The organism is Streptomyces sp. NPDC031225, from assembly GCF_055570355.1.
Map to the genome: position 1 here is coordinate 141,504 of NZ_JBVIHJ010000019.1, position 21,769 is coordinate 163,272.

Annotated in this window: 17 protein-coding genes; 9 read left to right on the plus strand and 8 right to left on the minus strand. The window is 71.0% G+C overall.

What is annotated here, in order from left to right; all coding sequences use genetic code 11:
• Positions 1–53: 53 nt before the first annotated feature.
• Positions 54–1,262, minus strand: coding sequence for an acetate kinase (locus tag ACZ48Z_RS29770; protein WP_468738963.1), 1,209 nt, complete (start codon positions 1,260–1,262; stop codon positions 54–56).
• Entirely contained in the window at positions 1,259–3,358 is a 2,100-nt protein-coding gene (pta, locus tag ACZ48Z_RS29775) for a phosphate acetyltransferase (protein WP_468738964.1), read from the minus strand. Before pta ends, ACZ48Z_RS29770 begins: the two co-directional genes overlap by 4 nt.
• 183 nt (positions 3,359–3,541) lie before the next feature.
• On the opposite strand from pta, the gene ACZ48Z_RS29780 reads away from it, so the two are divergent.
• Positions 3,542–4,567 carry an ATP-dependent 6-phosphofructokinase gene (locus ACZ48Z_RS29780; RefSeq protein WP_468738965.1) on the plus strand — a complete coding sequence of 342 codons (1,026 nt, stop codon included), beginning with the start codon at positions 3,542–3,544 and terminating at the stop codon, positions 4,565–4,567.
• 15 nt (positions 4,568–4,582) lie between these two features.
• Here the strand turns inward: ACZ48Z_RS29780 and ACZ48Z_RS29785 are convergent, their stop codons facing one another.
• Positions 4,583–5,287 (minus strand): helix-turn-helix domain-containing protein, encoded by a 705-nt coding sequence (locus ACZ48Z_RS29785; protein ID WP_468738966.1) that lies wholly within the window; start codon positions 5,285–5,287, stop codon positions 4,583–4,585.
• A gap of 187 nt (positions 5,288–5,474) precedes the next feature.
• Here ACZ48Z_RS29785 and ACZ48Z_RS29790 point away from each other — a divergent pair, with 187 nt between their 5' ends.
• Complete coding sequence (locus ACZ48Z_RS29790; protein WP_468738967.1) at positions 5,475–5,924, plus strand: PPOX class F420-dependent oxidoreductase; 450 nt, start codon at positions 5,475–5,477, stop codon at positions 5,922–5,924.
• Positions 5,925–6,158: 234 nt separating this feature from the next.
• Here ACZ48Z_RS29790 and ACZ48Z_RS29795 read toward each other — a convergent pair whose 3' ends face one another.
• Positions 6,159–6,851 carry a response regulator gene (locus ACZ48Z_RS29795; protein WP_468738968.1) on the minus strand — a complete coding sequence of 231 codons (693 nt, stop codon included), beginning with the start codon at positions 6,849–6,851 and terminating at the stop codon, positions 6,159–6,161.
• Positions 6,848–8,581, minus strand: coding sequence for a sensor histidine kinase (locus tag ACZ48Z_RS29800; RefSeq protein ID WP_468738969.1), 1,734 nt, complete (start codon positions 8,579–8,581; stop codon positions 6,848–6,850). Before ACZ48Z_RS29800 ends, ACZ48Z_RS29795 begins: the two co-directional genes overlap by 4 nt.
• 257 nt (positions 8,582–8,838) lie before the next feature.
• Between ACZ48Z_RS29800 and ACZ48Z_RS29805 the strand changes: the two genes are divergently transcribed.
• Positions 8,839–10,221 (plus strand): cation:dicarboxylate symporter family transporter, encoded by a 1,383-nt coding sequence (locus ACZ48Z_RS29805; RefSeq protein WP_468738970.1) that lies wholly within the window; start codon positions 8,839–8,841, stop codon positions 10,219–10,221.
• Positions 10,222–10,357: 136 nt separating this feature from the next.
• On the opposite strand, the gene ACZ48Z_RS29810 is transcribed toward ACZ48Z_RS29805, so the two are convergent.
• A complete protein-coding gene (locus tag ACZ48Z_RS29810) occupies positions 10,358–10,966 on the minus strand; it encodes a TetR/AcrR family transcriptional regulator (RefSeq protein WP_468738971.1) in 609 nt (202 codons plus the stop codon).
• 164 nt (positions 10,967–11,130) lie between these two features.
• On the opposite strand from ACZ48Z_RS29810, the gene ACZ48Z_RS29815 reads away from it, so the two are divergent.
• From ACZ48Z_RS29815 to ACZ48Z_RS29840, 6 genes are all read left to right on the plus strand, one after another.
• Positions 11,131–11,898 carry a DUF2127 domain-containing protein gene (locus ACZ48Z_RS29815; protein WP_468738972.1) on the plus strand — a complete coding sequence of 256 codons (768 nt, stop codon included), beginning with the start codon at positions 11,131–11,133 and terminating at the stop codon, positions 11,896–11,898.
• Positions 11,899–12,034: 136 nt separating this feature from the next.
• Positions 12,035–12,691, plus strand: coding sequence for a maleylpyruvate isomerase family mycothiol-dependent enzyme (locus ACZ48Z_RS29820; RefSeq protein WP_468738973.1), 657 nt, complete (start codon positions 12,035–12,037; stop codon positions 12,689–12,691).
• Between the two features lie 350 nt (positions 12,692–13,041).
• Positions 13,042–13,470 (plus strand): MerR family transcriptional regulator, encoded by a 429-nt coding sequence (locus tag ACZ48Z_RS29825; protein WP_468739011.1) that lies wholly within the window; start codon positions 13,042–13,044, stop codon positions 13,468–13,470.
• The gene (locus ACZ48Z_RS29830; protein ID WP_468738974.1) at positions 13,467–13,799 is read left to right on the plus strand and encodes a thioredoxin family protein; all 333 of its coding nucleotides are present in this window, start codon (positions 13,467–13,469) and stop codon (positions 13,797–13,799) included. The genes ACZ48Z_RS29825 and ACZ48Z_RS29830 overlap by 4 nt, the downstream gene beginning before the upstream one ends.
• A gap of 168 nt (positions 13,800–13,967) precedes the next feature.
• Positions 13,968–16,184, plus strand: coding sequence for a HelD family protein (locus ACZ48Z_RS29835; RefSeq protein WP_468739012.1), 2,217 nt, complete (start codon positions 13,968–13,970; stop codon positions 16,182–16,184).
• 79 nt (positions 16,185–16,263) lie between these two features.
• On the plus strand, positions 16,264–17,640 hold the full coding sequence (locus ACZ48Z_RS29840) for a cytochrome P450 family protein (protein ID WP_468738975.1): 1,377 nt from the start codon (positions 16,264–16,266) through the stop codon (positions 17,638–17,640).
• A 128-nt stretch (positions 17,641–17,768) separates the two neighbouring features.
• On the opposite strand, the gene glgB is transcribed toward ACZ48Z_RS29840, so the two are convergent.
• Both glgB and ACZ48Z_RS29850 read right to left on the minus strand, forming a co-directional pair.
• On the minus strand, positions 17,769–20,183 hold the full coding sequence (glgB, locus tag ACZ48Z_RS29845) for a 1,4-alpha-glucan branching enzyme (protein ID WP_468738976.1): 2,415 nt from the start codon (positions 20,181–20,183) through the stop codon (positions 17,769–17,771).
• 28 nt (positions 20,184–20,211) lie between these two features.
• A complete protein-coding gene (locus tag ACZ48Z_RS29850) occupies positions 20,212–21,600 on the minus strand; it encodes a maltokinase N-terminal cap-like domain-containing protein (RefSeq protein WP_468738977.1) in 1,389 nt (462 codons plus the stop codon).
• Positions 21,601–21,769: the final 169 nt, after the last annotated feature.

Consider the following 21,769-nt stretch of genomic DNA (forward strand, 5'->3'; position numbering starts at 1 on the left):
CCGTCTGGCGGAAGATACAAATGGGCGGACGCGTGCTCAGTTGCGGTTACCGCTCAGTTGCTTTCATGTCCGACCAGTGCGTAAGTCTGTGTCGCGATTTCCAATTCTTCATCCGTCGGCACCACCGCGATCGCTACTCGTGAGTTCGCCGGCGACACCAGCCGCGGCTCGTCCGCGCGTACGGCGTTCAGCGCCGGGTCGAGCGAGAGTCCCAGCTCCTCAAGGCCCGCCACGGCGGCGGCGCGCACCTCGGCCGCGTTCTCCCCGACGCCGGCCGTGAACGCGATCGCGTCCACCCTGCCGAGCACCGCGTAATAGGCGCCGATGTACTTCTTCAACCGGTGAATGTAGATGTCGAAGGCGAGTCGTGCCTGTTCGTCGCCCTCGTCGATCCGGCGGCGGATCTCCCGCATGTCGTTGTCCCCGCACAGGCCGATCAACCCGCTCTTCTTGTTGAGAAGAGTGTCGATCTCGTCCGTGGACATTCCGCCAACACGCATCAAATGGAAGATGACGGCCGGGTCCATGTCACCGGAGCGCGTACCCATCACGAGCCCCTCCAAAGGCGTCAGCCCCATGGAGGTGTCCACGCACCGGCCGCCCCGCACGGCGGACGCCGAGGCGCCGTTGCCGAGGTGCAGCACGATCACGTTCGCCTCTTCCGGAGACTTCCCCAGCAGCCTCGCCGTCGCCCGGGACACATACGCGTGCGAGGTGCCGTGGAAGCCGTAGCGCCGGATGCGGTGCGCGTCCGCGGTCTCCACGTCGATCGCGTAGCGCGCGGCCGACTCCGGCATCGTGGTGTGGAACGCGGTGTCGAAGACGGCGACCTGGGGCAGGTCGGGGCGCAGCGCCCGCGCGGTGCGGATGCCGGTGAGGTTGGCCGGGTTGTGCAGCGGGGCGACCGGGATCAGCCGCTCGATCTCGGCGAGCACGGCCTCGTCGATCACGGTCGGCTCGGTGAAGGTCTTGCCGCCGTGCACCACGCGGTGGCCGATCGCGGCCAGCTCGGGGGAGTCCAGGCCGAGCCCGTCCTGCGCCAGCTCGTCCGCCACGGCCTTCAGCGCGGCGTCGTGATCGGCGATCGGACCGGTCCGTTCACGTGACGCGCCGCCCTGGGGTGTGTGCCTGAGCCGGGAGCCCGCCTCACCGATGCGCTCGACGAGCCCCACCGCCAGCCGGTTGCTGTCCCGCATGTCGAGCAGCTGGTACTTCAGCGACGAGGAGCCGGAGTTGAGGACGAGGACACGGGTGGCGCTCACTGTGCGGAAACCTTCTCTGTGGCGACGGTCGGGTTCTGGGCCTGGATCGCCGTGATGGCCACGGTGTTGACGATGTCCGAGACCAGGGCGCCCCGGGACAGGTCGTTGACGGGCTTGCGCAGCCCCTGGAGCACCGGGCCGACGGCGATCGCGCCGGCCGAACGCTGCACGGCCTTGTAGGTGTTGTTACCGGTGTTCAGGTCGGGAAAGATCAACACGCTGGCCTGGCCCGCGACTTCGGAGCCCGGCAGCTTGGTCTCCGCCACCGTCGGCTCGACGGCCGCGTCGTACTGGATCGGCCCCTCGATCTTGAGGTCGGGCCGCCGCTGCCGTACCAGCTCGGTGGCCTCGCGCACCTTGTCGACGTCGGCACCCGAGCCCGACGTACCGGTGGAGTACGACAGCATCGCGATCCGCGGCTCCACGCCGAACTGCTCGGCGGTCGCCGCCGACTGGATGGCGATGTCGGCGAGCTGCACGGCGTCGGGGTCGGGGTTCACGGCGCAGTCGCCGTACACGAGCACCTTGTCGGCGAGGCACATGAAGAAGACCGACGAGACGATGTCGGCGTCCGGCTTGGTCTTGATGATCTCGAAGGCCGGGCGGATCGTCGCCGCCGTGGAGTGCACCGAGCCGGACACCATGCCGTCGGCGAGGCCCTCCTGGACCATGAGGGTGCCGAAGTAGTTCACGTCGGAGACGACGTCGTAGGCGAGCTCGACCGTGACGCCCTTGTGGGCCCTGAGGGCCGCGTACTTCTCGGCGAAGGTGTCACGCAGTTCGGAGGTCGCCGGGTCGATCAACTGGCAGTCGCCGAGGTCGATGCCGAGGTCGGCGGCCTTCTTGCGGATCTGGTCGAGCGGGCCGAGCAGGGTGAGGTCGCAGACGCCCCGGCGCAGCAGCACCTCGGCGGCGTGCAGGACGCGCGGCTCGGTGCCCTCGGGCAGGACGACACGGCGCTTGTCGGAGCGGGCCGTCTCCAGGAGCTTGTGCTCGAACATCATCGGGGTGAGGCGGTCGCTGCTCGGTGCGGAGACCCGGCGGGCGAGCTCGGCGGTGTCGGCGTACCGCTCGAAGAGGCCGAGCGCGGTCTCCGCCTTTCGGGGGGTGGCCGCGTTCAACTTCCCTTCCAAAGCGAAGAGTTCGGCGGCGGTGGGGAAGCTGTTGCCGGGCACGGAGAGGACCGGGGTGCCGGGGGCGAGGCGGGCGGCGAGGGTGAGGACGGCGTCGCTCGGCACCTCGTTCAGGGTGAGCAGCACGCCCGCTATGGGCGGGGTGCCGGCGCTGTGCGCGGCGAGCGAGCCGACGACCAGGTCCGCGCGGTCGCCCGGGGTGACCACCAGACAGCCCGGGGTGAGGGCGTTCAGGAAGTTCGGCAGCATCGCGCCGCCGAAGACGAAGTCCAGCGCGTCCCGGGCGAGCCCGGAGTCGTCCCCGAGGACGACCCGGGCGCCGAGGGCCTGGCCGATCTGGGCGACGGTGGGTGCGGCGAGGGCGGGCTCGTCCGGCACGACGTAACAGGGCACGGGCATCGGGCCGGACAGCCGCTCGGCGATCTCGTCCCGGTCCTCGCGTGCCACCCGGTTGGTGACCATGGCGAGGACGTCGCAGCCCAGCCCGTCGTAGGCCCGGTAGGCGTTGCGGGTCTCCGCGAGCACCGACTCGGCGGGCTGCCCCCGGCCGCCCACGACCGGGATCACGGCGGCGCCGAACTCGTTGGCGAGCCGGGCGTTGAGGGAGAGCTCGTCCGGGAGCTGGGTGTCGGCGAAGTCGGTGCCGAGGACCAGGACGACGTCGAAGTCGCGGGCCACCAGGAGGAAGCGGTCGACGAGGGTGGAGACCAGCTCGTCGGTGCCGCGCTCGGCCTGCAGCGCGGAGGCCTCGTGGTAGTCGAGGCCGTAGACGGTGGCCGGGTCCTGGGAGAGCCGGTAGCGGGCGCGCAGCAGCTCGAAGAGCCGGTCGGGACTGTGGTGCACCAGCGGCCGGAACACCCCCACCCGGTCGACCTGGCGGGTCAGCAGCTCCATGACCCCCAGTTCGACGACCTGGCGGCCGTCGCCGCGGTCGATACCGGTCACGTACACGCTGCGGGTCACGCGAGTTCACTCCGTTTCCTGTACGGCATAAAAATCGCCCACCGAGGTGAGCAGAACCCTCTTGACAGTACCTCGATCGATGGTTAAGGCGCCCGTCAGCACTGCATGCGACGGGGGCGTGGGGGACGTGAAAGAATCGGATCTGGCTCACCGGTATCAACAGCGAGCAGGAGACACAGCACGATGCGTATCGGAGTTCTCACCGCAGGCGGCGACTGCCCTGGTCTGAACGCAGTGATCCGGTCGGTCGTGCACCGAGCGGTCGACAATTACGGCGACGAGGTCATCGGCTTCGAGGACGGCTACGCGGGCCTCCTGGACGGCCGCTACCGCGCCCTCGACCTGGACAGCGTCAGCGGCATCCTGGCCCGCGGCGGCACCATCCTCGGCTCCTCCCGCCTGGAGCGCGACCGGCTGCGCGAGGCGTGCGAGAACGCCTCCGACATGATCCACGAGTTCGGCATCGACGCGCTCATCCCGATCGGCGGCGAGGGCACCCTCACGGCCGCGCGGATGCTGTCCGACGCGGGCCTGCCGGTCGTCGGCGTCCCGAAGACCATCGACAACGACATCTCCTCCACCGACCGCACCTTCGGCTTCGACACCGCGGTCGGCGTCGCCACCGAGGCGATGGACCGCCTCAAGACCACCGCCGAGTCCCACCAGCGCGTGATGGTCGTCGAGGTCATGGGCCGGCACGCGGGCTGGATCGCCCTGGAGTCCGGCATGGCCGCCGGCGCCCACGGCATCTGCCTGCCCGAGCGCCCCTTCAACCCGGCCGACGTGGTCAAGATGGTCGAGGAGCGTTTCGCCCGCGGCAAGAAGTTCGCCGTCATCTGCGTCGCCGAGGGCGCCCACCCCGCCGAGGGCTCCATGGACTACGGCCACGGCGCGATCGACCAGTTCGGCCACGAGCGCTTCCAGGGCATCGGTACGGCCCTGGCGTACGAGCTGGAGCGCCGGCTCGGCAAGGAGGCCAAGCCGGTCATCCTCGGCCATGTGCAGCGCGGCGGCGTGCCCACCGCGTACGACAGGGTCCTCGCCACCCGCTTCGGCTGGTACGCGGTGGAGGCCGCGCACCGGGGCCAGTTCGGCAGGATGACCGCGCTCAACGGCACCGACATCGTGATGGTGCCGCTCGCCGAGGCGGTCACCGAGCTGAAGACGGTCCCGAAGGACCGGATGGACGAGGCGGAGTCGGTCTTCTAGGGACGGGCCGTTCCGCTACGGCCGTCCCCCGACCGCCTCCCAGAACCGCTCCACGATGTCGTCCAGGAACTCCTGGCCGCCCTCCCCGGCGTCCGCGGCGCCGCCGCCCCAGCTCAGGGTGGACACCATCTGCCCCTGGTACTGCCGGTGCAGCTCCTGCAGGGTGTCCTCCACCAGGTGCCGGTCCAGGGGCACGATCTTCGCGACCTGACGGACGTAGGCCTGCCAGCGGGTGCCGACCGCGCCGCGCAGGCACTCGGCGAGCCGGTTCTCGCGGCCGGTGACGGCGACGAAGTCCGGCAGGTTCAGCTCCAGCAGGTCGGCCAGGGCGGTGGACTGGCGGTCGGTGCCGTGCCACTCGTCGTGCTCCTCCATGCCGAGGTAGACGAGCAGGTCGAGACCGACGGCGCGGGCGACGTCCTCGGGCGCGATGCCGCGTGCGACGCGGTGCTCGCGCAAGGTGCGGGGGCGGCCGATGAGTTCACCGGGCGAGCACCACAACACGCCCGCGAGAGCGGTGAGTTCCGGACTGGTCGGGCAGACGATCCCGCGCTCCCAGGCGACGACGAGATCCGGGGCGACGTAGGGCAGCCCGTACGAGACGCGCAGCCCGTAGGCCACATGCTCGGGCCCCATGCCGAGGGCGACACGGAGTCTGCGGGCGGTGAGGTTGTCGAAGGGCGGTCCGGGCTGGTTCGGCAGGGCGGGGGGTCGGCGCACGGGCCACAAATTAGGGGCGTGACGGTGCGGTGACTACGGTCTGTTCGGCCAGGATCACGGATTGTAGGAACCTACGGTTTCGGCCGTGGGTTCGGGCTGGCCGAAGATCGTCTGTCGGCGGCGCGGAGGGGGTGGCGAGGATGGCGCCGGGCGCCCGGACGGGTGGCCGGAAAGAGGTGCGATCTTCGTGTACGAAGTGAATGGCAAGGTAGAGGGGCATATTCGCGAGCGGCTGCTGGCGCCGAACTTCTGGCATCTCGCGACCGTCGGCCCGGACGGAGCGCCGCAGGTCTCGCCCATGTGGGCGGACCTCGAAGGTGAGTACGTCATGGTCAACACGGCGATCGGGCGGGTGAAGGAGGAAAACCTGCGGCGCAATCCGAACGTCTCCCTCTCCCACCACGACCCCGAGAACCCCTACGACCGGGTCGAGATCCGGGGTCGCGTCGTCCGCTTCGTGGAGGGCGAGGAGGCGGAGCGCTCCATGGACCGGCTCACGCGGAAGTACATCGGGGAGGAGCGGTACCCGTGGTTGCTGCCGGGGGAGCGGCGGGTGATGCTGCTGATCGAGCCGGTGCGGGTGCGCCGGGTCGTGGGGGTGGAGCCGTTCCGCCCCGGGGTGCTGCCGCAGGACTGAGGGCGTGCGGCCGGGTCCCGGGGGGACGGCCTGAGGGGACCGGGGGCGGTGGGGCGCACCGGTACGCGCCCAGGGCCCTTCTGATGGATCTCCGCGGCGTCGCGACGCCCGGCACGCCCCCTCGCCGCACGGCGCGAAGGGCCAGGTGGCTCCGCCACATGACCCTCCACACCGCACGCCGAGCGCACGCACCGAACGCCGCTCCTTCTCCCACGGAGATCCATCAGAAGGGCCCTAGGGCTGCCGGTGTGTGACCCACCGGTACTGCAACTCCGGCCGCCCCACCGTCCCGTACTGCGGACTGCGTGCCGCCCGGCCCGCGTCGACCAGATGCTCCAGGTAACGGCGGGCCGTGATCCGGGAGATGCCGACCACCTCGGCGAGCCCGGTCGCCGTGAGCCCCTCCGCGCAGTCCCGCAGGGCCACCGTCACGCGCTCCAGGGTCGGCGCGCTGAGCCCTTTGGGCAGGGCGGCCGGACCCGGTGCCCGGAGCGTGGCCAGCGCACGGTCGACCTCGTCCTGGCCGCTCGCCTCGCCGGCCGCCGCGTGGAACTCGGCGTAGCGGATCAGCCGGTCGCGGAGGGTGGCGAAGGTGAACGGCTTCAGGACGTACTGCACGACGCCGAGCGAGACGCCCTCGCGGACGACCGTCAGATCCCGGGCCGACGTCACCGCGATCACGTCGGCCTGGTGCCCCGCCGCCCGCAGCGAGCGCGCCAACTGCAGACCGTGCCCGTCCGGCAGGTGCAGGTCGAGAAGGAGCAGGTCCACGGCCGTACGGTCCAGCAGCCGCCGGGCCTCCGCTCCCGTGTGCGCCTTGCCGACGGCCGTGAAGCCGGCCACCCGGTTCACGTACATGACATGGGCGTCGGCGGCGACCGGGTCGTCCTCGACCACCAGAACACGGATGGACTGCTCACCGGTCATACGTCACCTCCGGGAACCACGGCACCTTCGGGGACCCGGGAGGTGTCGGTGGCGCCGGGTCCGCTGGATGCGCGGGGCTCGTCCGGGGCGTCGGTGGTGCGGGGCTCGGCGTGGGGGGTGTCGGGGGGGTTTCCCAGAGGGAGGTGGACCTCGAACTCCGCGCCGCCCCCTTCGGCCTCCGCCACCGTCAGAGTTCCCCTGCAGCGGGTGACCGCCTGCCGTACGAGGGCCAGGCCGAGGCCGCGTCCGCCCGGACCCGCCGGCTTGGTGGAGTAGCCGCGCTGGAAGACCGCCTCGGCGTGGGCGGGGTCGACGCCCTCGCCGGTGTCCGAGACCCGCAGGAGCAGCCCGCCGTCCGCCGCGTACGCGGTCACCGTCACCCGCGCCCGCAGGCTCCCCTGGGCCGCGTCGACCGCGTTGTCGATGAGGTTGCCGAGGATCGTCACCAGGTCCCTGGCCGGCAGCGAGGGAGGCAGCACTCCGTCGTCCAGGCGGCTGTCGTCCGACACGACCAGCTCCACGCCCCGCTCGTTGGCCTGGGCGGTCTTGCCCAGCAGGAGGGCGGCCAGGACCGGCTCGCCCACCGCCGCCACCACCTGGTCGGTGAGCGCCTGCGCCAGCTCCAGCTCCGCCGTCGCGAAGTCCACCGCCTGTTCCGCGCGGCCCAGTTCGATCAGGGAGACGACCGTGTGCAGCCGGTTCGCCGCCTCGTGGGCCTGGGAGCGCAGGGCCTGGGTGAAGCCGCGTTCGGAGTCCAACTCACCCATCAGGGACTGGAGTTCGGTCACATCGCGCAGGGTGACCACGGTGCCGCGCTGCTCTCCGCCGGAGACCGGGGAGGTGTTGACGACCAGAACCCGTGAGGCCGTCAGATGCACCTCGTCGACCCGCGGCTCCGAGGCGAGCAGCGCACCCGTCAGCGGCGCCGGCAACCCGAGGTCCGCGACCGACCGCCCGATCACCCCGTGGTCCGAGGACACCCCCAGCAACTCCCGCCCGCCGTCGTTGATCAGCGCGACACGGTACTGCCCGTCCAGCATCAGCAGCCCCTCGCGCACGGCGTGCAGGGTGGCCTGGTGATAGTCGTGCATCCGGCTGAGCTCGGCCGCGTTCATGCCGTGGGTGTGGCGGCGCAGCCGCGCGTTGACGACGTACGTGCCGACGGCGCCGAGTGCGAGCGAGCTGCCCGCGACGACGAGCAGGGCCGTGAGCTGGTCCTGCACCCGCTCGCTGATCTTCTCGACCTGTATGCCGGCGCTGACCAGGCCGATGACCCGTCCGCGGTCGTCCTTGACGGGGGTGACCGCCCGGACCGAGGAGCCCAGGGTGCCCGTGTAGGTCTCCGTGAAGGTATCGCCCCTGAGGGCGCGTTCGGTGTTGCCGAGGAAGTGCTTGCCGATCTGCTTCTCGTCGGGGTGGGTCCAGCGGATGCCCTGCGGACTCATGATCGTGACGAAGTCGACCTCGGTGTCGGCCATGACCCTGAGCGCGTACGGCTGGAGTTCGGCCGTCGGGTGCGGGGTGCCGATCGCCTGCCGTACGGAGGGGGAGTCCGCGACCGCCCGCGCCACCGCCCTGGCCTGACTGCGCGCCGCCTCCTCGGCCTGGCCGCGGTCGCTGACGTAGGTGAACAGCGCGTATCCCGCGACGACCACCGCGATCAGCACGGCCTGCATGGCGAAGAGCTGGGCCGCCAGGCTGCGGGGTCTCGGAACCGAGGGGATGCGCATGCCGTCAGTCTGCCCCATGGCCGATTTTCACCGCTCCCCCCGCGGGCAGGGGAAAATTCCAGGTCCGGGCGGGCGCGGCCGGGCAGAGACCCTCCGGATCACGGGGCGCGAGATCATGCCCCGCTGAACCGCCCGGTGAACTCAATGAACGGAAGGGTGACCGCCCTCACAGGGCAGGGGATAGTCACGGCATTCCTCAAAGCCCGGACGTGAGCCGCACGCCGGTCATCCCGACGAAGACGTCAAGGAGGGCAGCCGTGGCCGCCAGCACCCCCGATACGGCACCTGCCGCACCCGCGAAGCGGGACCGCACCCACTATCTGTACATCGCGGTGATCGTCGCGGTGGCCATCGGAATCACCGTCGGCCTGGTCGCGCCCGACTTCGCGGTCGAGCTGAAGCCGATCGGCACCGGGTTCGTGAACCTGATCAAGATGATGATCTCGCCGATCATCTTCTGCACGATCGTGCTCGGCATCGGATCGGTCCGCAAGGCCGCCAAGGTCGGCGCCGTCGGCGGTATCGCGCTGGCCTACTTCACGGTCATGTCGCTGGTCGCGCTGGGCATCGGCCTGGTCGTCGGCAACATCCTGGAGCCCGGCACCGGCCTCCACATCACCGACTCGGTCAAGGACGCCGGTCACGCGCAGATCGACGCGGAGGCCAAGAGCACCACGGAGTTCCTGCTCGGCGTCATCCCGAAGACGTTCGTCTCCGCCTTCACCGAGGGCGAGGTCCTCCAGACCCTGCTGATCGCCCTGCTCGTCGGGTTCGCGCTGCAGGCCATGGGCCCGGTCGGACAGCCGGTGCTGCGCGGTGTCGAGCACATCCAGCGGCTCGTCTTCCGCGTCCTGTCCATGGTCATGTGGGCCGCCCCGCTCGGTGCCTTCGGCGCGATGGCCGCCGTGGTCGGTTCCGCCGGTGTCGACGCCCTCAAGAGCCTCGCCGTCCTGATGCTCGGCTTCTACGTCACCTGCATCCTGTTCGTCTTCATCGTGCTCGGCACGCTGCTGCGGGTCGTCGCCGGACTGAACATCCTCACGCTCTTCAAGTACCTGGGCCGCGAGTTCCTGCTGATCCTGTCGACCTCCTCCTCCGAGTCCGCGCTGCCGCGGGTCATCGCGAAGATGGAGCACCTGGGCGTCAGCAAGCCGGTGGTCGGCATCACCATCCCGACCGGCTACTCCTTCAACCTCGACGGCACCATGATCTACATGACCATGGCCTCGCTGTTCATCGCCGACGCCATGGGTACGCCGATGGCCGTCAGCGAGCAGATCCCGCTGCTGCTGTTCCTGTTCGTCGCCTCGAAGGGCGCCGCCGGTGTCACCGGTGCCGGTATGGCGACCCTGGCCGGCGGCCTCCAGTCGCACAAGCCCGCCCTGGTGGACGGCATCGGCCTGATCGTCGGCATCGACCGCTTCATGAGCGAGGCGCGCGCCCTGACCAACTTCGCGGGCAACGCCGTCGCCACCGTCCTGATCGGCACCTGGACCAAGGAGATCGACCGCGAGCGCGTCGACCAGGTGCTCGCCGGTCATCTGCCCTTCGACGAGAAGACGCTCCTCGACCACGACGACGAGCCCGCCGCCGAGCCCGACCTCCCCGGGCAGGGCGACAAGGAGCTCGCCAAGGCCTGAGCGGCCTGGACCCGTGGCCGCAGGGCCACCAAGAGCGGAGCCGGGCCCGACCTGAACCCGGGCCCGGCTCACCCACCCCGGGCGGCCGGGTACTCCCCCGTAGCCCGGCCGCCCGGGCCCCCTCCCCACGAAGAACTCAGTCGTTCAGCTTCGCCACCAGTGCGGTGGCCAGAGAGGCGGGCACGCCCGCCGCGGTCAGAGTCGTGACCGCGGCGGAGCGGCCCGCCTCCTCCGTTGTCAGCAGGCCGTCGTTCACCGCCTCCATCACCGCGAACAGCATCTGCTCGTGGACGTACGCCAGCGCGGACGCGGGCAGCGGTGACACGAAGACGCCCTCGTCGAGGCCGCGCTGGAGCAGCTCGGTGCAGGCGGCGCGTACGGGGGCCAGCCGCTCACGGATGCCCTGCCCGGTCGCGCTGCGCTGCGCGAGACTCACCAGGATCCGATAACGGTCGGCGACCTCCCAGACCGCGAGCACGGAGCCCGCCACGGCCTGTGCGAGATCCCGGGTCCCCTCCCGCCCCGCCGTGTGAGCGGCGGCCACCGCCTCCGCGGCACCGTCGGCGAGGGTGCCGATCAGCGCCTCACGGCTCGGGAAGTGGCCGTACACCGTCCGCCGTACGACCCCTGCGGCGCGGGCGATCTGCTCCATGGACGCGTCCGGGTCGCGCAGCAGCTCGGCGAGCGCGACGTCGAGGATGCGGCGGCGGTTGGCATCTGCGCGACTGGAGTGGCCCGTGGTCATGGGCGCCATTGTGCCTCTCCCGGCCGTTCTTGCACGGAGTTGTGCAATAGTCCCGCCTTGCGCAACCACTGGTACCGGCCTCCGCCGTCTCACCGAACTCTTACCCGGTCCCACTAGCGTCCCGTCCCCGGAAGGCACGCTTTCTCATCGGAGGCACACGGGGGATGAAGATCGACTGGGACCGGCGGACGTGTGCGCGCCGCGGTCACGTCACGTACGCGCCGGACGAGCCCCGGCTGCGGGAGCGGCTGTCGGCCGAGACCGCCCTCGGGGAGGCCTGGCGGTGCCTGCGCTGCGGTGACTTCGCCCTCGGCGAGCCGCACGGCTCGGGCCCCGCGGACCACGCGCCCCTCGTGCCGCGCGGCAAGGTGCTCAGGGATCTGTTCGTCCTTCGCTTCCTCGCGATCGAGCGGGCGGTGCGCGGGGTGTTCATCGTGCTGGCCGCGGTGGCGGTGTGGAAGTTCAGCAACAGCCAGGACGCGGTGCGCAGGCTCTTCGACGAGTATCTGGACGTCTTCCGGCCGGTGTTCAGGCACTTCCACTACGACCTCGACCACTCGCCGATCGTCGACACCGTCCAGAAGACCTTCGGGTACAAGCACAACACCCTTGTCCTGGTGGCCGTGCTGCTGCTGGCGTACGCCCTGATCGAACTCGTCGAGGCGGTCGGCCTCTGGTACGCCAAGCGCTGGGCGGAGTACCTGACGGTCGTCGCGACGGCCGCCTTCCTCCCCCTGGAGATCTACGAACTCACCGAGCACATCAGCTGGTTGAAGATCGGCACGCTGGTGCTGAATGTGCTTGCCGTCCTCTACATCCTCCTCGCCAAGCGCCTGTTCGGCCTGCGCGGCGGCCACCGGGCCTTCGAGGAGGAACGGCAGAGCGCGTCCCTGCTGGAGGTCGAGGAGGCGGCGAGGGCGGTCGCCGTATAGGCCCTGCCGTCACCTTCGGGAGGCATGAGGCCCGCCCTCCGGGCGGCGACGGGAAGGTGACCGCAGGCTCTAGGTGGGCTCGGCCCACGGGTCGGTGATCTCCCGCAGCAGGGTCAGCGCCTCGCGCAGCTGCTTCATGCGGCGCCTGCCGAGGGTGCTGGACACCGACGAACTCTGGCGGATCGTGGACCGGGAGCGGGCGAGCCTCGCAGACCTTCTGGAGAGCCTCGGCCCCGAGGAGTGGGAGACGCGCACCCGGTGCGGTGACTGGCGGGTGCGGGACGTCGCCGCACATCTCACCGTCGCGGCACGCTTCTCCTACGGCCGGGTCGTACGCGAGATGGTCCGCGCCCGGGGCGACTGGAACCGGATGATCCACGACTCGGCGGTCCGTGAGGCCGAGCTGCCGGCCACCGCGATCGTCGCCAACCTGCGCTCGATCATCGGCTCCCGCCGCCTCGCCCCGACCACCTCGCCCCGCGAACCTCTCCTCGACCTCCTCGTCCACGGCCAGGACATCGCCCTCGCCCTCGGCCGGGAACGCCCGGTACCCCCGGCGGCCGCCCGGGACGCCGCGGACCGGGTGTGGACGATGCGTTTCCCGCCGCGTCCCTGGCCCCTGCCGAAGGCCCGGCTGGTCGCCACCGACATCGAGTGGACGCGCGGGCGGGGCGAAGAGGTCCGCGGCCCGATCACCTCCTTGCTCCTGCTGCTCACCGGACGCCCGGAAGCGGCCGGTGAGTGGGCCGAGCGCGCGGGGGAGCCGTGGACGGGGGTCGCGGCTCCCCGGTGACGGCCGGCGTGCGCCGGGCCCGGGCCGCCTGCCCGTGATGGTCGGGCGGAGTGCCGGGGGGTCGCGGCTCCCCGTGACGGCCGGCGTGCGCCGGGCCTGGGCCGGCTCCACGTGACGTTGGGACGGAGTGCCACGGTGTCGTGCTGGTGGACTGGCGGAGCCGGACGCTGTTGCGGCACCAGGGTGAGACGGGCGACGGACGGTCCCGGTGACAGAGGTGGTCGCCTGTTCGGGCAGGGAGCCGCGGAATCCCCGGGCTTCAGCCCGCGGAGCATGTCAACGCATCCAGGCGTTCATTCCGGTACACCGCTCTTGCCTTGACGTCGGCGTCAAGGACTACGTTCATGCCCATGCGAATCGGCGAGCTGGCCGCACGGGCCGGGACCACGACGCGGACGCTGCGCTACTACGAGGCGCGGGGCCTGTTGCCCGCCCGGCGGGGGCACAACGGATACCGGACCTACGACGAGGACGACCTGAGGCTGCTCCGGCAGATCAGGACGCTCCAGGACTTCGGGTTCGACCTGGAGGAGACGCGGCCGTTCGTGGAGTGTCTGCGGGCCGGGCACCCCGAGGGTGATGCGTGCCCCGCCTCGCTCGCGGTCTACCGGCGCAAGCTCGGTGATCTGGACGCGCTGATCGGCGAGTTGCAGACCGTGCGGGCCCAGGTCGGGCAGCAGCTGGAACGGGCCGAGCGGGCGCGGGACGGCCTGGCCGCCGAGGCGGAGGTTCCGGGCGGTCCGGAACCGGTGTGCGAACTGGGAGGGGATTACAGGTGATCAGGGCAGCGGGTGTGACCGAGGTGACGGACACGGACTTCGAGGCGGAGGTGATCGGTTCGGACCTGCCGGTACTGGTGGAGTTCACCGCCGACTGGTGCCCGCCGTGCCGGCAGATGGGGCCGGTGCTCACGGCTCTCGCCGCGGAGGAGAGCGAGCGGTTCAAGGTGGTCCAGCTGGACGTCGACACGAACCCCCTGACCACGAACGCCTACCAGGTGCTGTCGATGCCGACCTTCATGGTGTTCCGGAACGGCGAGCCGGTGCGCTCGATGGTGGGGGCCAGGCCCAAGCGGCGGCTGCTGGAGGAGCTGGCGGACGTACTGTGACCTGACGGCATACGAAGAAATCCCCCGGGCAATTGTGCCCGGGGGATTTCTTTGGGTATATTCAATGATTCGCGACTTCAATATGATTAAGGTCGCGAAGAAGTTTAGTAGGCACAGTATATCCGGGCGGGAGTGGAATTGTCAAACACCGGTTTGCCAGACCATGAAATCAAGCGTGAACAGGAATTCATCGACGACCTGTACGCGCACGTGGACGCTCTGCGCGGCAACACCGAGACGTCGGTCACCGACGCGCTCGCCCAGGGCAACACCCCCATGCAGGCCCGGCTGGAACGGGACATCCTGGTCGCCGAGCGCTCCGGGCTGCTGGCCGCGCTGAACGCCGTCGACGGCTCGCTGTGCTTCGGCCGGATCGACCTGACCTCGGGCGTCACCCACCACATCGGCCGGATCGGCCTGCGCGCCGACGACACCGAGCGCACCCCCGTCCTCATCGACTGGCGGGCCGACGTCGCCCGCCCCTTCTACCTGGCCACCGGCCACACCCCGATGGGTCTGCGCCGCCGCCGGCACATCGGCACCGACGGCCGCCGGGTGACCGACCTGCACGACGAGATCCTCGACCTGGGCGACCAGGAGCGCACCGGCCACGAGGACCCGACCGGCGACGCCGTGCTGCTCGCCGCGCTCAACTCCGCGCGCACCGGCCGCATGAGCGACATCGTGCAGACCATCCAGGCCGAACAGGACGAGATCATCCGCGCCCCCCACCGCGGGGTACTGGTGGTGGAGGGCGGCCCGGGCACCGGAAAGACGGCGGTGGCCCTGCACCGGGCCGCCTATCTCCTGTACGAACACCGGGAGTTGCTCGCCAAGCGGGCCGTGCTGATCGTCGGCCCCAACCCGGCCTTCCTCGGCTACATCGGCGAGGTGCTGCCCTCGCTGGGCGAGACCGGGGTGCTCCTCGCGACGGTCGGCGAGCTCTTCCCCGGCGTGAAGGCGACGGAGACCGACAGCCGTGCGGCGGCCGCGGTGAAGGGGCGCGCCACCATGGCGGACGTCCTCGCCGACGCCGTACGCGGCTGGCAGGCACTGCCCGACCCGGTGATCGCGATCGAGCACGACCGTGAGGTCCTGATGCTCGACGACGGTCTGGTGAAGGTCGCCCGCGAGCGCACCCGTGCCGTCGGACTGCCGCACAACGTGGCCCGGGAGCACTTCGAGGGGCACATCCTCAACACGCTCACCGAGCTGTATGCCGAGCGGGTAGGCACCGACCCGTACGACGGCAGCAGCCTCCTCGATCCGAGCGACATCACCCAGATCCGTGACGAGATCGCCGAGAATCCCGAAGTCTGGGCCGCCATCGACCAGTTGTGGCCGCGGATCACCCCGCAGCGACTGGTCGCGGACTTCCTCGCCGACCCCGTCGGCCACCTCCCCGACGAGGACGCGACCGCGATCCGGCGTCCGGTGACCCGCGGGTGGACCGTGGCCGACGTACCCCTGCTCGACGAGGCCGCCGAACTCCTCGGGGTGGACGAGCGGGTGGCGCGGGCACGCGCCGATCGCGAGCGGGAGAACCAGGTCGCGTACGCGCAGGGCGTGCTGGACGTGTCGTACGCCTCGCGGACCTACGAGTTCGAGGACAAGGACGCGGAGGACTCCGAGGTCCTGTCCGCGCACGACATCATCGACGCCGAGCGGTTCGCCGAGCGGCAGGAGCAGGACGACCACCGCAGCGCCGCCGAGCGCGCGGCGGCCGACCGCACCTGGGCGTTCGGGCACATCATCGTCGACGAGGCGCAGGAGCTGTCGCCGATGGCCTGGCGGCTGCTCATGCGGCGCAGCCCGACCCGTTCGATGACCCTGGTCGGCGACCCGGCGCAAACCGCGGAAGCGGCGGGCGTCGGCTCCTGGGAGCGCATCCTGGAGCCGTACGTCGAGGACCGCTGGGAGCACACCCGGCTGGGCGTCAACTACCGCACCCCGGCAGAGATCATGGACCTCGCGGCGGCCGTGGTGCGCGCCGAGGACCCCGGCTTCGAGCCGCCGAGTTCGGTGCGCTCCACCGGGGAACGGCCATGGGTGCGCGCCACCGACGACCTGCCGGGCGCGGTCGCCGAGGCGGTGAGGGAACTGACCCCGGCCGAGGGGAGGCTCGCCGTCATCGCCCCGCGCCATCTGCACCGCAGGCTGGCGGCCCGCCTCGACGGAGTGACGGCGGGCGCCGAGCCGGATCTCACGCGGACCGTCGTGCTCCTCGACCCGCGGCAGTCCAAGGGGCTCGAGTTCGACTCGGTGCTCGTGGTCGAACCGGCCCTGTACGGCACCAGCGATCTCTATGTCGCGCTCACCCGGGCGACCCAGCGGCTGGGGGTGCTGCACACGGGCCGGCTGCCGAAGGCGCTGGTCACCACCTGAGTACCAGTCGTCACCCTGGCGTAACAGTTCACGCCGGAGTCACTGCGTGTGCACGGTTCGTACGGTATGCGTGTGCGGTATGGAAGCCCATTCCCATCCCATCCCGCCGGCCGACGGCCCCACACTCGGGTCGCTGCCCGTCGAGCCGCTGCTCACCGCCGAGTTCGACGTCGACCCCGGCGCGGTGTACGAACGGCTGCGCGGCACCTACGGTCCTGTCGCGCCGGTCTCTCTGCTGGGAGTGCCGGTGTGGCTGGTGCTCGGGTACACCGAGGTCACCGAGGTGCTGCGGAACGAGGGTCTGTGGCGCCGGGACGTGCGGTGCTGGCGGGTCCGGGCCGAGGGGCGGCTGCCGCGGGACTGGCCCCTGCTGGCCGGTTACGAGGTACGGCAGACGATGTTCATGGACGACGAGGAGCATCTGAGGGCCCGGCGCACGCACCACTCGGCGCTGAGTCCCTTCCAGGACGCGCGGAGCCCGGAGGGCTGGGAGCTGCGGGCCGCGGTCGCGCGGTACGCCGACGAACTGGTCGGCATGCTGGCGGCGGAGTCCGGGTCCGTGGGGTTCGCGGATCTCGGGGCGCAGTACACGCGGCCCCTGCTGCTCATGGTCACGACCAAGTTGTTCGGCTGCCCTGTGGAGTTGGGCGACGAACTGGTCATGGACCTGTGGCGGATGCTGGACGGCGGCCCCGACTCGGGGCCCGCGACCGGACGGTCGCTCGGTGCCTTCACCCGGCTCGCCGCCCACCGCAGGGCCCGCCCCGGGGACGACCTCACGTCCTACATGCTGCTCGCGGACCCCGGCCTGACGGACGAGCAGTTGGGGCGCGAGCTGTTCATGAACGCCGTGTACCTGAACGACATCACCGGGAACATGGTGCTCAACACCTTGTTGGAGGTGTTGCGGGGGAACGCGACGGTCCGGCGGAGTCTGTCGGCGGGGCAGCTCGGGGAGACGGTCAACCGGGCGGCACTCGCCAATCCTCCGGTGGCCAACCTGTGCTTTCGCTTCGCGGCGCGGGACGTGCGGTTGGGGGATGTGTGGGTACGGGCGGGGGACGCCGTGTCCGCGTCCGCCGCGGCCGCCCACCGCGACCTGCTGGCGATCAGCTCCTCCCACCTCGTGGGGGCCACGGTGTCCACCCGGGCGCATCTGGGGTGGGGGGCCGGGCCGCACCAATGTCCCAGCGCGGCGCGGGAGTTGGGCGGGATGATCGTGACGACGGCGGTGGGTCGGGTGCTGGACCACTTCGTCCGCGCGGAACTGACGCTGCCGCCGGATCAGTTGCCGTGGCGGTCGGGGCCGGTGGTGCGGGGGCTGCGGTTGTTGCCGGTGCGGTATGAGTTGGGGGCGCGGGTTCCGGTGGCGAGTCGGGGGGAACCGGCTGTGGCGAAGCCGTCCGAGACCGGGCTGCTGGCGGCCTTGCGCAAGTTCATGTTCGGGGGGCGCTGAAGGCTTTTTCTCGCCCCCGCCGCCCCTTCCCGTCCCGTCGTGAAGGGGGCTCCGCCCCCTTCGACCCCCGCTCCTCAAACGCCGGAGGGGCTGATTTCAGCCCCTCCGGCGTTTGCCGGTCCCGGGACCTACGCCGGCCGCAGCCACACCGTGGCCAGGGGTGGCAGGGTCAGTTGGATGCTGGCCGGGCGGCCGTGCCAGGGCTGGGGGTCCGGTTTCAGGACGTCCGGGTTGGTTATGTCGCCGCCGCCGTACTTGGCCGTGTCGGTGTTGAGGGACTCCAGCCACGCGGGAACGTCGTCGGGGGCGCCGAGACGGTAACCGGGGCGGGCCACGGGGGAGAGGTTCGAGACCGCGAGCAACGGGTTGCCGTCAGCGTCGTAACGGAGGAAGGCGAACACGTTGTCCTCGGCCGCGTCGCCCACGATCCACTGGAACCCGGCGGGATCGGTGTCGCGCTGCCACAGCGCCGGGGTGTGGCGGTAGACGACGTTCAGGTCCCGGACCAGGTCGCGGACGCCCCGGTGGTCGGCCTCCGCCCCGTAGGCCGGGTCGAGGAGCCACCAGTCCGGGCCGTGGGTCTCGGACCACTCCGCGCCCTGGGCGAACTCCTGGCCCATGAAGAGGAGTTGCTTACCGGGATGCGCCCACATGAAGGCCAGATACGCGCGCAGGTTGGCCCGCTGCTGCCACCAGTCGCCGGGCATCTTCGACACCAGCGACCGCTTGCCGTGCACGACCTCGTCGTGGGAGATGGGCAGGACGTAGTTCTCGCTGTACGCGTACACCATCGAGAACGTCATCTCGTGGTGGTGGTACCTGCGGTGGACCGGCTCGTGGGCCATGTAGTCCAGCGAGTCGTGCATCCAGCCCATGTTCCACTTCAGGCCGAAGCCGAGGCCGCCGAAGCCCCCGGGGCCCATGTGGTGCGTCGCGCGGGTCACACCGTCCCAGGCCGTGGACTCCTCGGCGATCGTCACCACGCCGGGGACCCGGCGGTACACGGTCGCGTTCATCTCCTGGAGGAAGTCCACCGCGTCCAGGTTCTCCCGGCCGCCGTGCACGTTCGGGACCCACTGGCCAGGCTCGCGCGAGTAGTCGAGGTAGAGCATGGAGGCGACCGCGTCGACCCGCAGGCCGTCGATGTGGAACTCCTCGCACCAGTACACGGCGTTGGCGACCAGGAAGTTGCGGACCTCCCGGCGGCCGTAGTCGAACTCCAGCGTGCCCCAGTCGGGGTGGGCCGCGCGCAGCGGGTCCTCGTGCTCGTACAGGGTGCGGCCGTCGAACTCCGCCAACGCCCAGTCGTCGCGCGGGAAGTGGGCCGGCACCCAGTCCATCAGGACGCCGATACCGGCCTGGTGGAGGGCGTCGACCAGGTACTTGAAGTCGTCCGGTGTACCGAGGCGGGCCGTGGGTGCGTAGAAGCCGGTGACCTGGTAGCCCCAGGAGCCGCCGAAGGGGTGCTCGGCGACCGGCATCAGCTCGACGTGGGTGAAGCCCATGTCCTTGACGTAGGCGGGCAGTTGCTCGGCGAGCTGACGGTAGGTCAGGCCGGGGCGCCAGGACGGGAGATGGATCTCGTACACCGAGAAGGCGGCCTCGTGGGCCGGTGCTCCGGCCGCCCGGTTCGCCAGCCACTCCTCGTCGTGCCACTCGTGGTGCGAGGCGTGCACGATCGAGGAGGTGTTGGGCGGGACCTCGGTACGGCGGGCCATGGGGTCCGCGCGCAGGGTCCTGGAACCGTCGGGCCGGGTGATCTCGAACTTGTACAGCTCGCCCTCGCCGACGCCCGGGACGAACAGCTCCCAGACCCCGGTGGAACCGAGCGAGCGCATGGCGAACGCCGAGGGGTCCCAGAAGTTGAAGGTGCCGGCCACCCGCACGCCCCGCGCGTTGGGCGCCCACACCGTGAACCGGGTCCCGGTCACGCCCTGGTGGGTCATGGGCTGCGCGCCGAGCGCCGTCCACAGCTCCTCGTGCCGGCCCTCGCCGAGCAGATGCAGGTCGAGGTCGCCCAGCGCGGGCAGGAAGGCGTACATGTCCTCGGTCTCCTGGACCGCCCCCTCGTACGCCACGAGGAGGCGGTAGGCCGGGACCTCGCTCAGAGGGAGCAGGCCCGAGAAGAAGCCGCCCCCGTCGTCGTGCAGCTCGGCCCGGAGCGCGTCGGCGACGACGGTGACGGACTGGGCGTACGGCCTGAAGACACGGAAGGCCACGCCGTCGGGCACGGGATGCGCGCCGAGCACCGAGTGCGGGGCGTGATGGGTACCGGAGAGGATCCGGTCACGGTCCTCGGCGGGCACATCCGGCGGTGCGGCCGGGACCGGGGCGGCCACGTCCTTCGCCTTCGCGGTGCCCTTCTCCGCGGCGGCCTTCACGGCGACAGCTTCGGTGACAGCTTCGGTGACAACTTCGATGACGGCCTTCTTGCCCGTCGTCTTCTTCTCCGACGCCTTCCCTGACGCCTTCTGCGTCGCCTTCTTCGCCGCTTTCGCGGCCTTCTTCTTCGGATCCGAACCGCTGGGGGTGGGCGGGGTCACGTGCGGTGCCTCCTCGGCGAAGATCGGGTCACATCGGGTCGTTTGCCGCGTAGCGCGCCACCGCGGACATCGGTACCTGAAGCCAGTCCGGGCGGTGCCGGGCCTCGTAGACGACCTCGTAGACCGCCTTGTCGGTCTCGTAGGCGCGCAGCAGTACCGGATCCGTCCGCGGGTCCACACCGCTGACCTCGGCGTATCCGGAACAGTACGCCGCCCGGCACGCCTCGGCCCAGCCCGGTACCGGAAGATCGGTCGAGTGCGCCGCGTAGTCGAAGGAGCGCAGCATCCCCGCGATGTCCCGGGCCGGGGGCTGCGGCAGCCTGCGTTCGGAGAGCGGCTTGGACGGCTCGCCCTCGAAGTCGATCAGCGACCAGTGCCCGGAGCCCGAGTGCAGACACTGCCCGAGGTGCAGATCGCCGTGGATCCGCTGTGCGGTCCAGGTGCTGCCCTCGGCGGCCAGATCGGCCAGCGCGGTGAACGCGGAGCGCAGGCCGGGCGCGTACGGCCGGAGCGCGGGGACCGCCTGTACGGCCGCCTCCAGGCGCTCGATCATGCCGTCGACGAGCAGGTGCAGCTGCTGAGGGCCGAGCGTCACCGTCGGCAGCGCCCGCGCGAGCGCGGTGTGCACCTCGGCGGTGGCCCGCCCGAGCGCGTGCGCCTCGGCGCTGAAGTCCTCACCCTTGGCCAGCTCCCGCAGGGCCAGCTCCCAGCCGTCGGACGCGCCCTGCACGAAGGGCTGGAGCACACCGAGGGTGTACGGCTCTGCGTCCAGCTCCGCCCGCAGCCACCCCGCCGGCGCGGGCACCCGGGGGCAGCCCTCCCGGGCCAGTGCCAGCGGGAGCTCCAGGTCCGGGTTGACGCCGGGCACGACTCGGCGCAGGAGCTTCAGGATGAACGTATCTCCATAGACGATCGACGAGTTGGACTGCTCGGCGGTCAGTACCCGCGCCACCAGTCCCTCCCGGATCTCCTGGTGCGGGTCCCGCTCGAAACGCAGCCCGCCGATCCGGGCTCCGGTGCGGATCGCCTCCAGGAGCAGTTCGGCGGGCAGGGGGTCGTGGAGGGCGTCGTACGCGGTGCCGCCGGCGAGCGGACCCTCCTCGACATGGCCGATCAGCGCGGGCGCCAGCCGGGGTGGCAGCGCCTCGCGCACACCTATGAGGAGCTGGTAGCAGTCGCCGGGGTGCGGCGGGGCGCCCACGACGAGCGGCTGGTGGGCGCGGACCAGCAGGTGGTACAGACCGAGCTTGGCCGTCGGCGGCAGCAGCTCGGTGGCCGCCACCAACGAGAACCCGGTGACCGGCCGCCCCTTGCCCGCGAACCAGCGCTGCCGTGGCAGCCACTCGCGCAGCAGTGGATCGAGTGAGGCGAGGAGGCCTGGATCTGTCGTGGCGGTACGGGTGACGGCTTCCGACATTGCGTGGCGTCCTTTCCCCGCAGGGCTGGTCGGGGTGTTACTGATGCGTGCCCCGGGGGGGGGGGGGGGGGGAAAGAAACCCCCCCCCCCCGCCCCCCCACAAGGCACCCCCCCCCTTTTCCGCCGCAAAAAACAAAAAACACACCCCCCCAAAGGAGGAAGAGAGGAA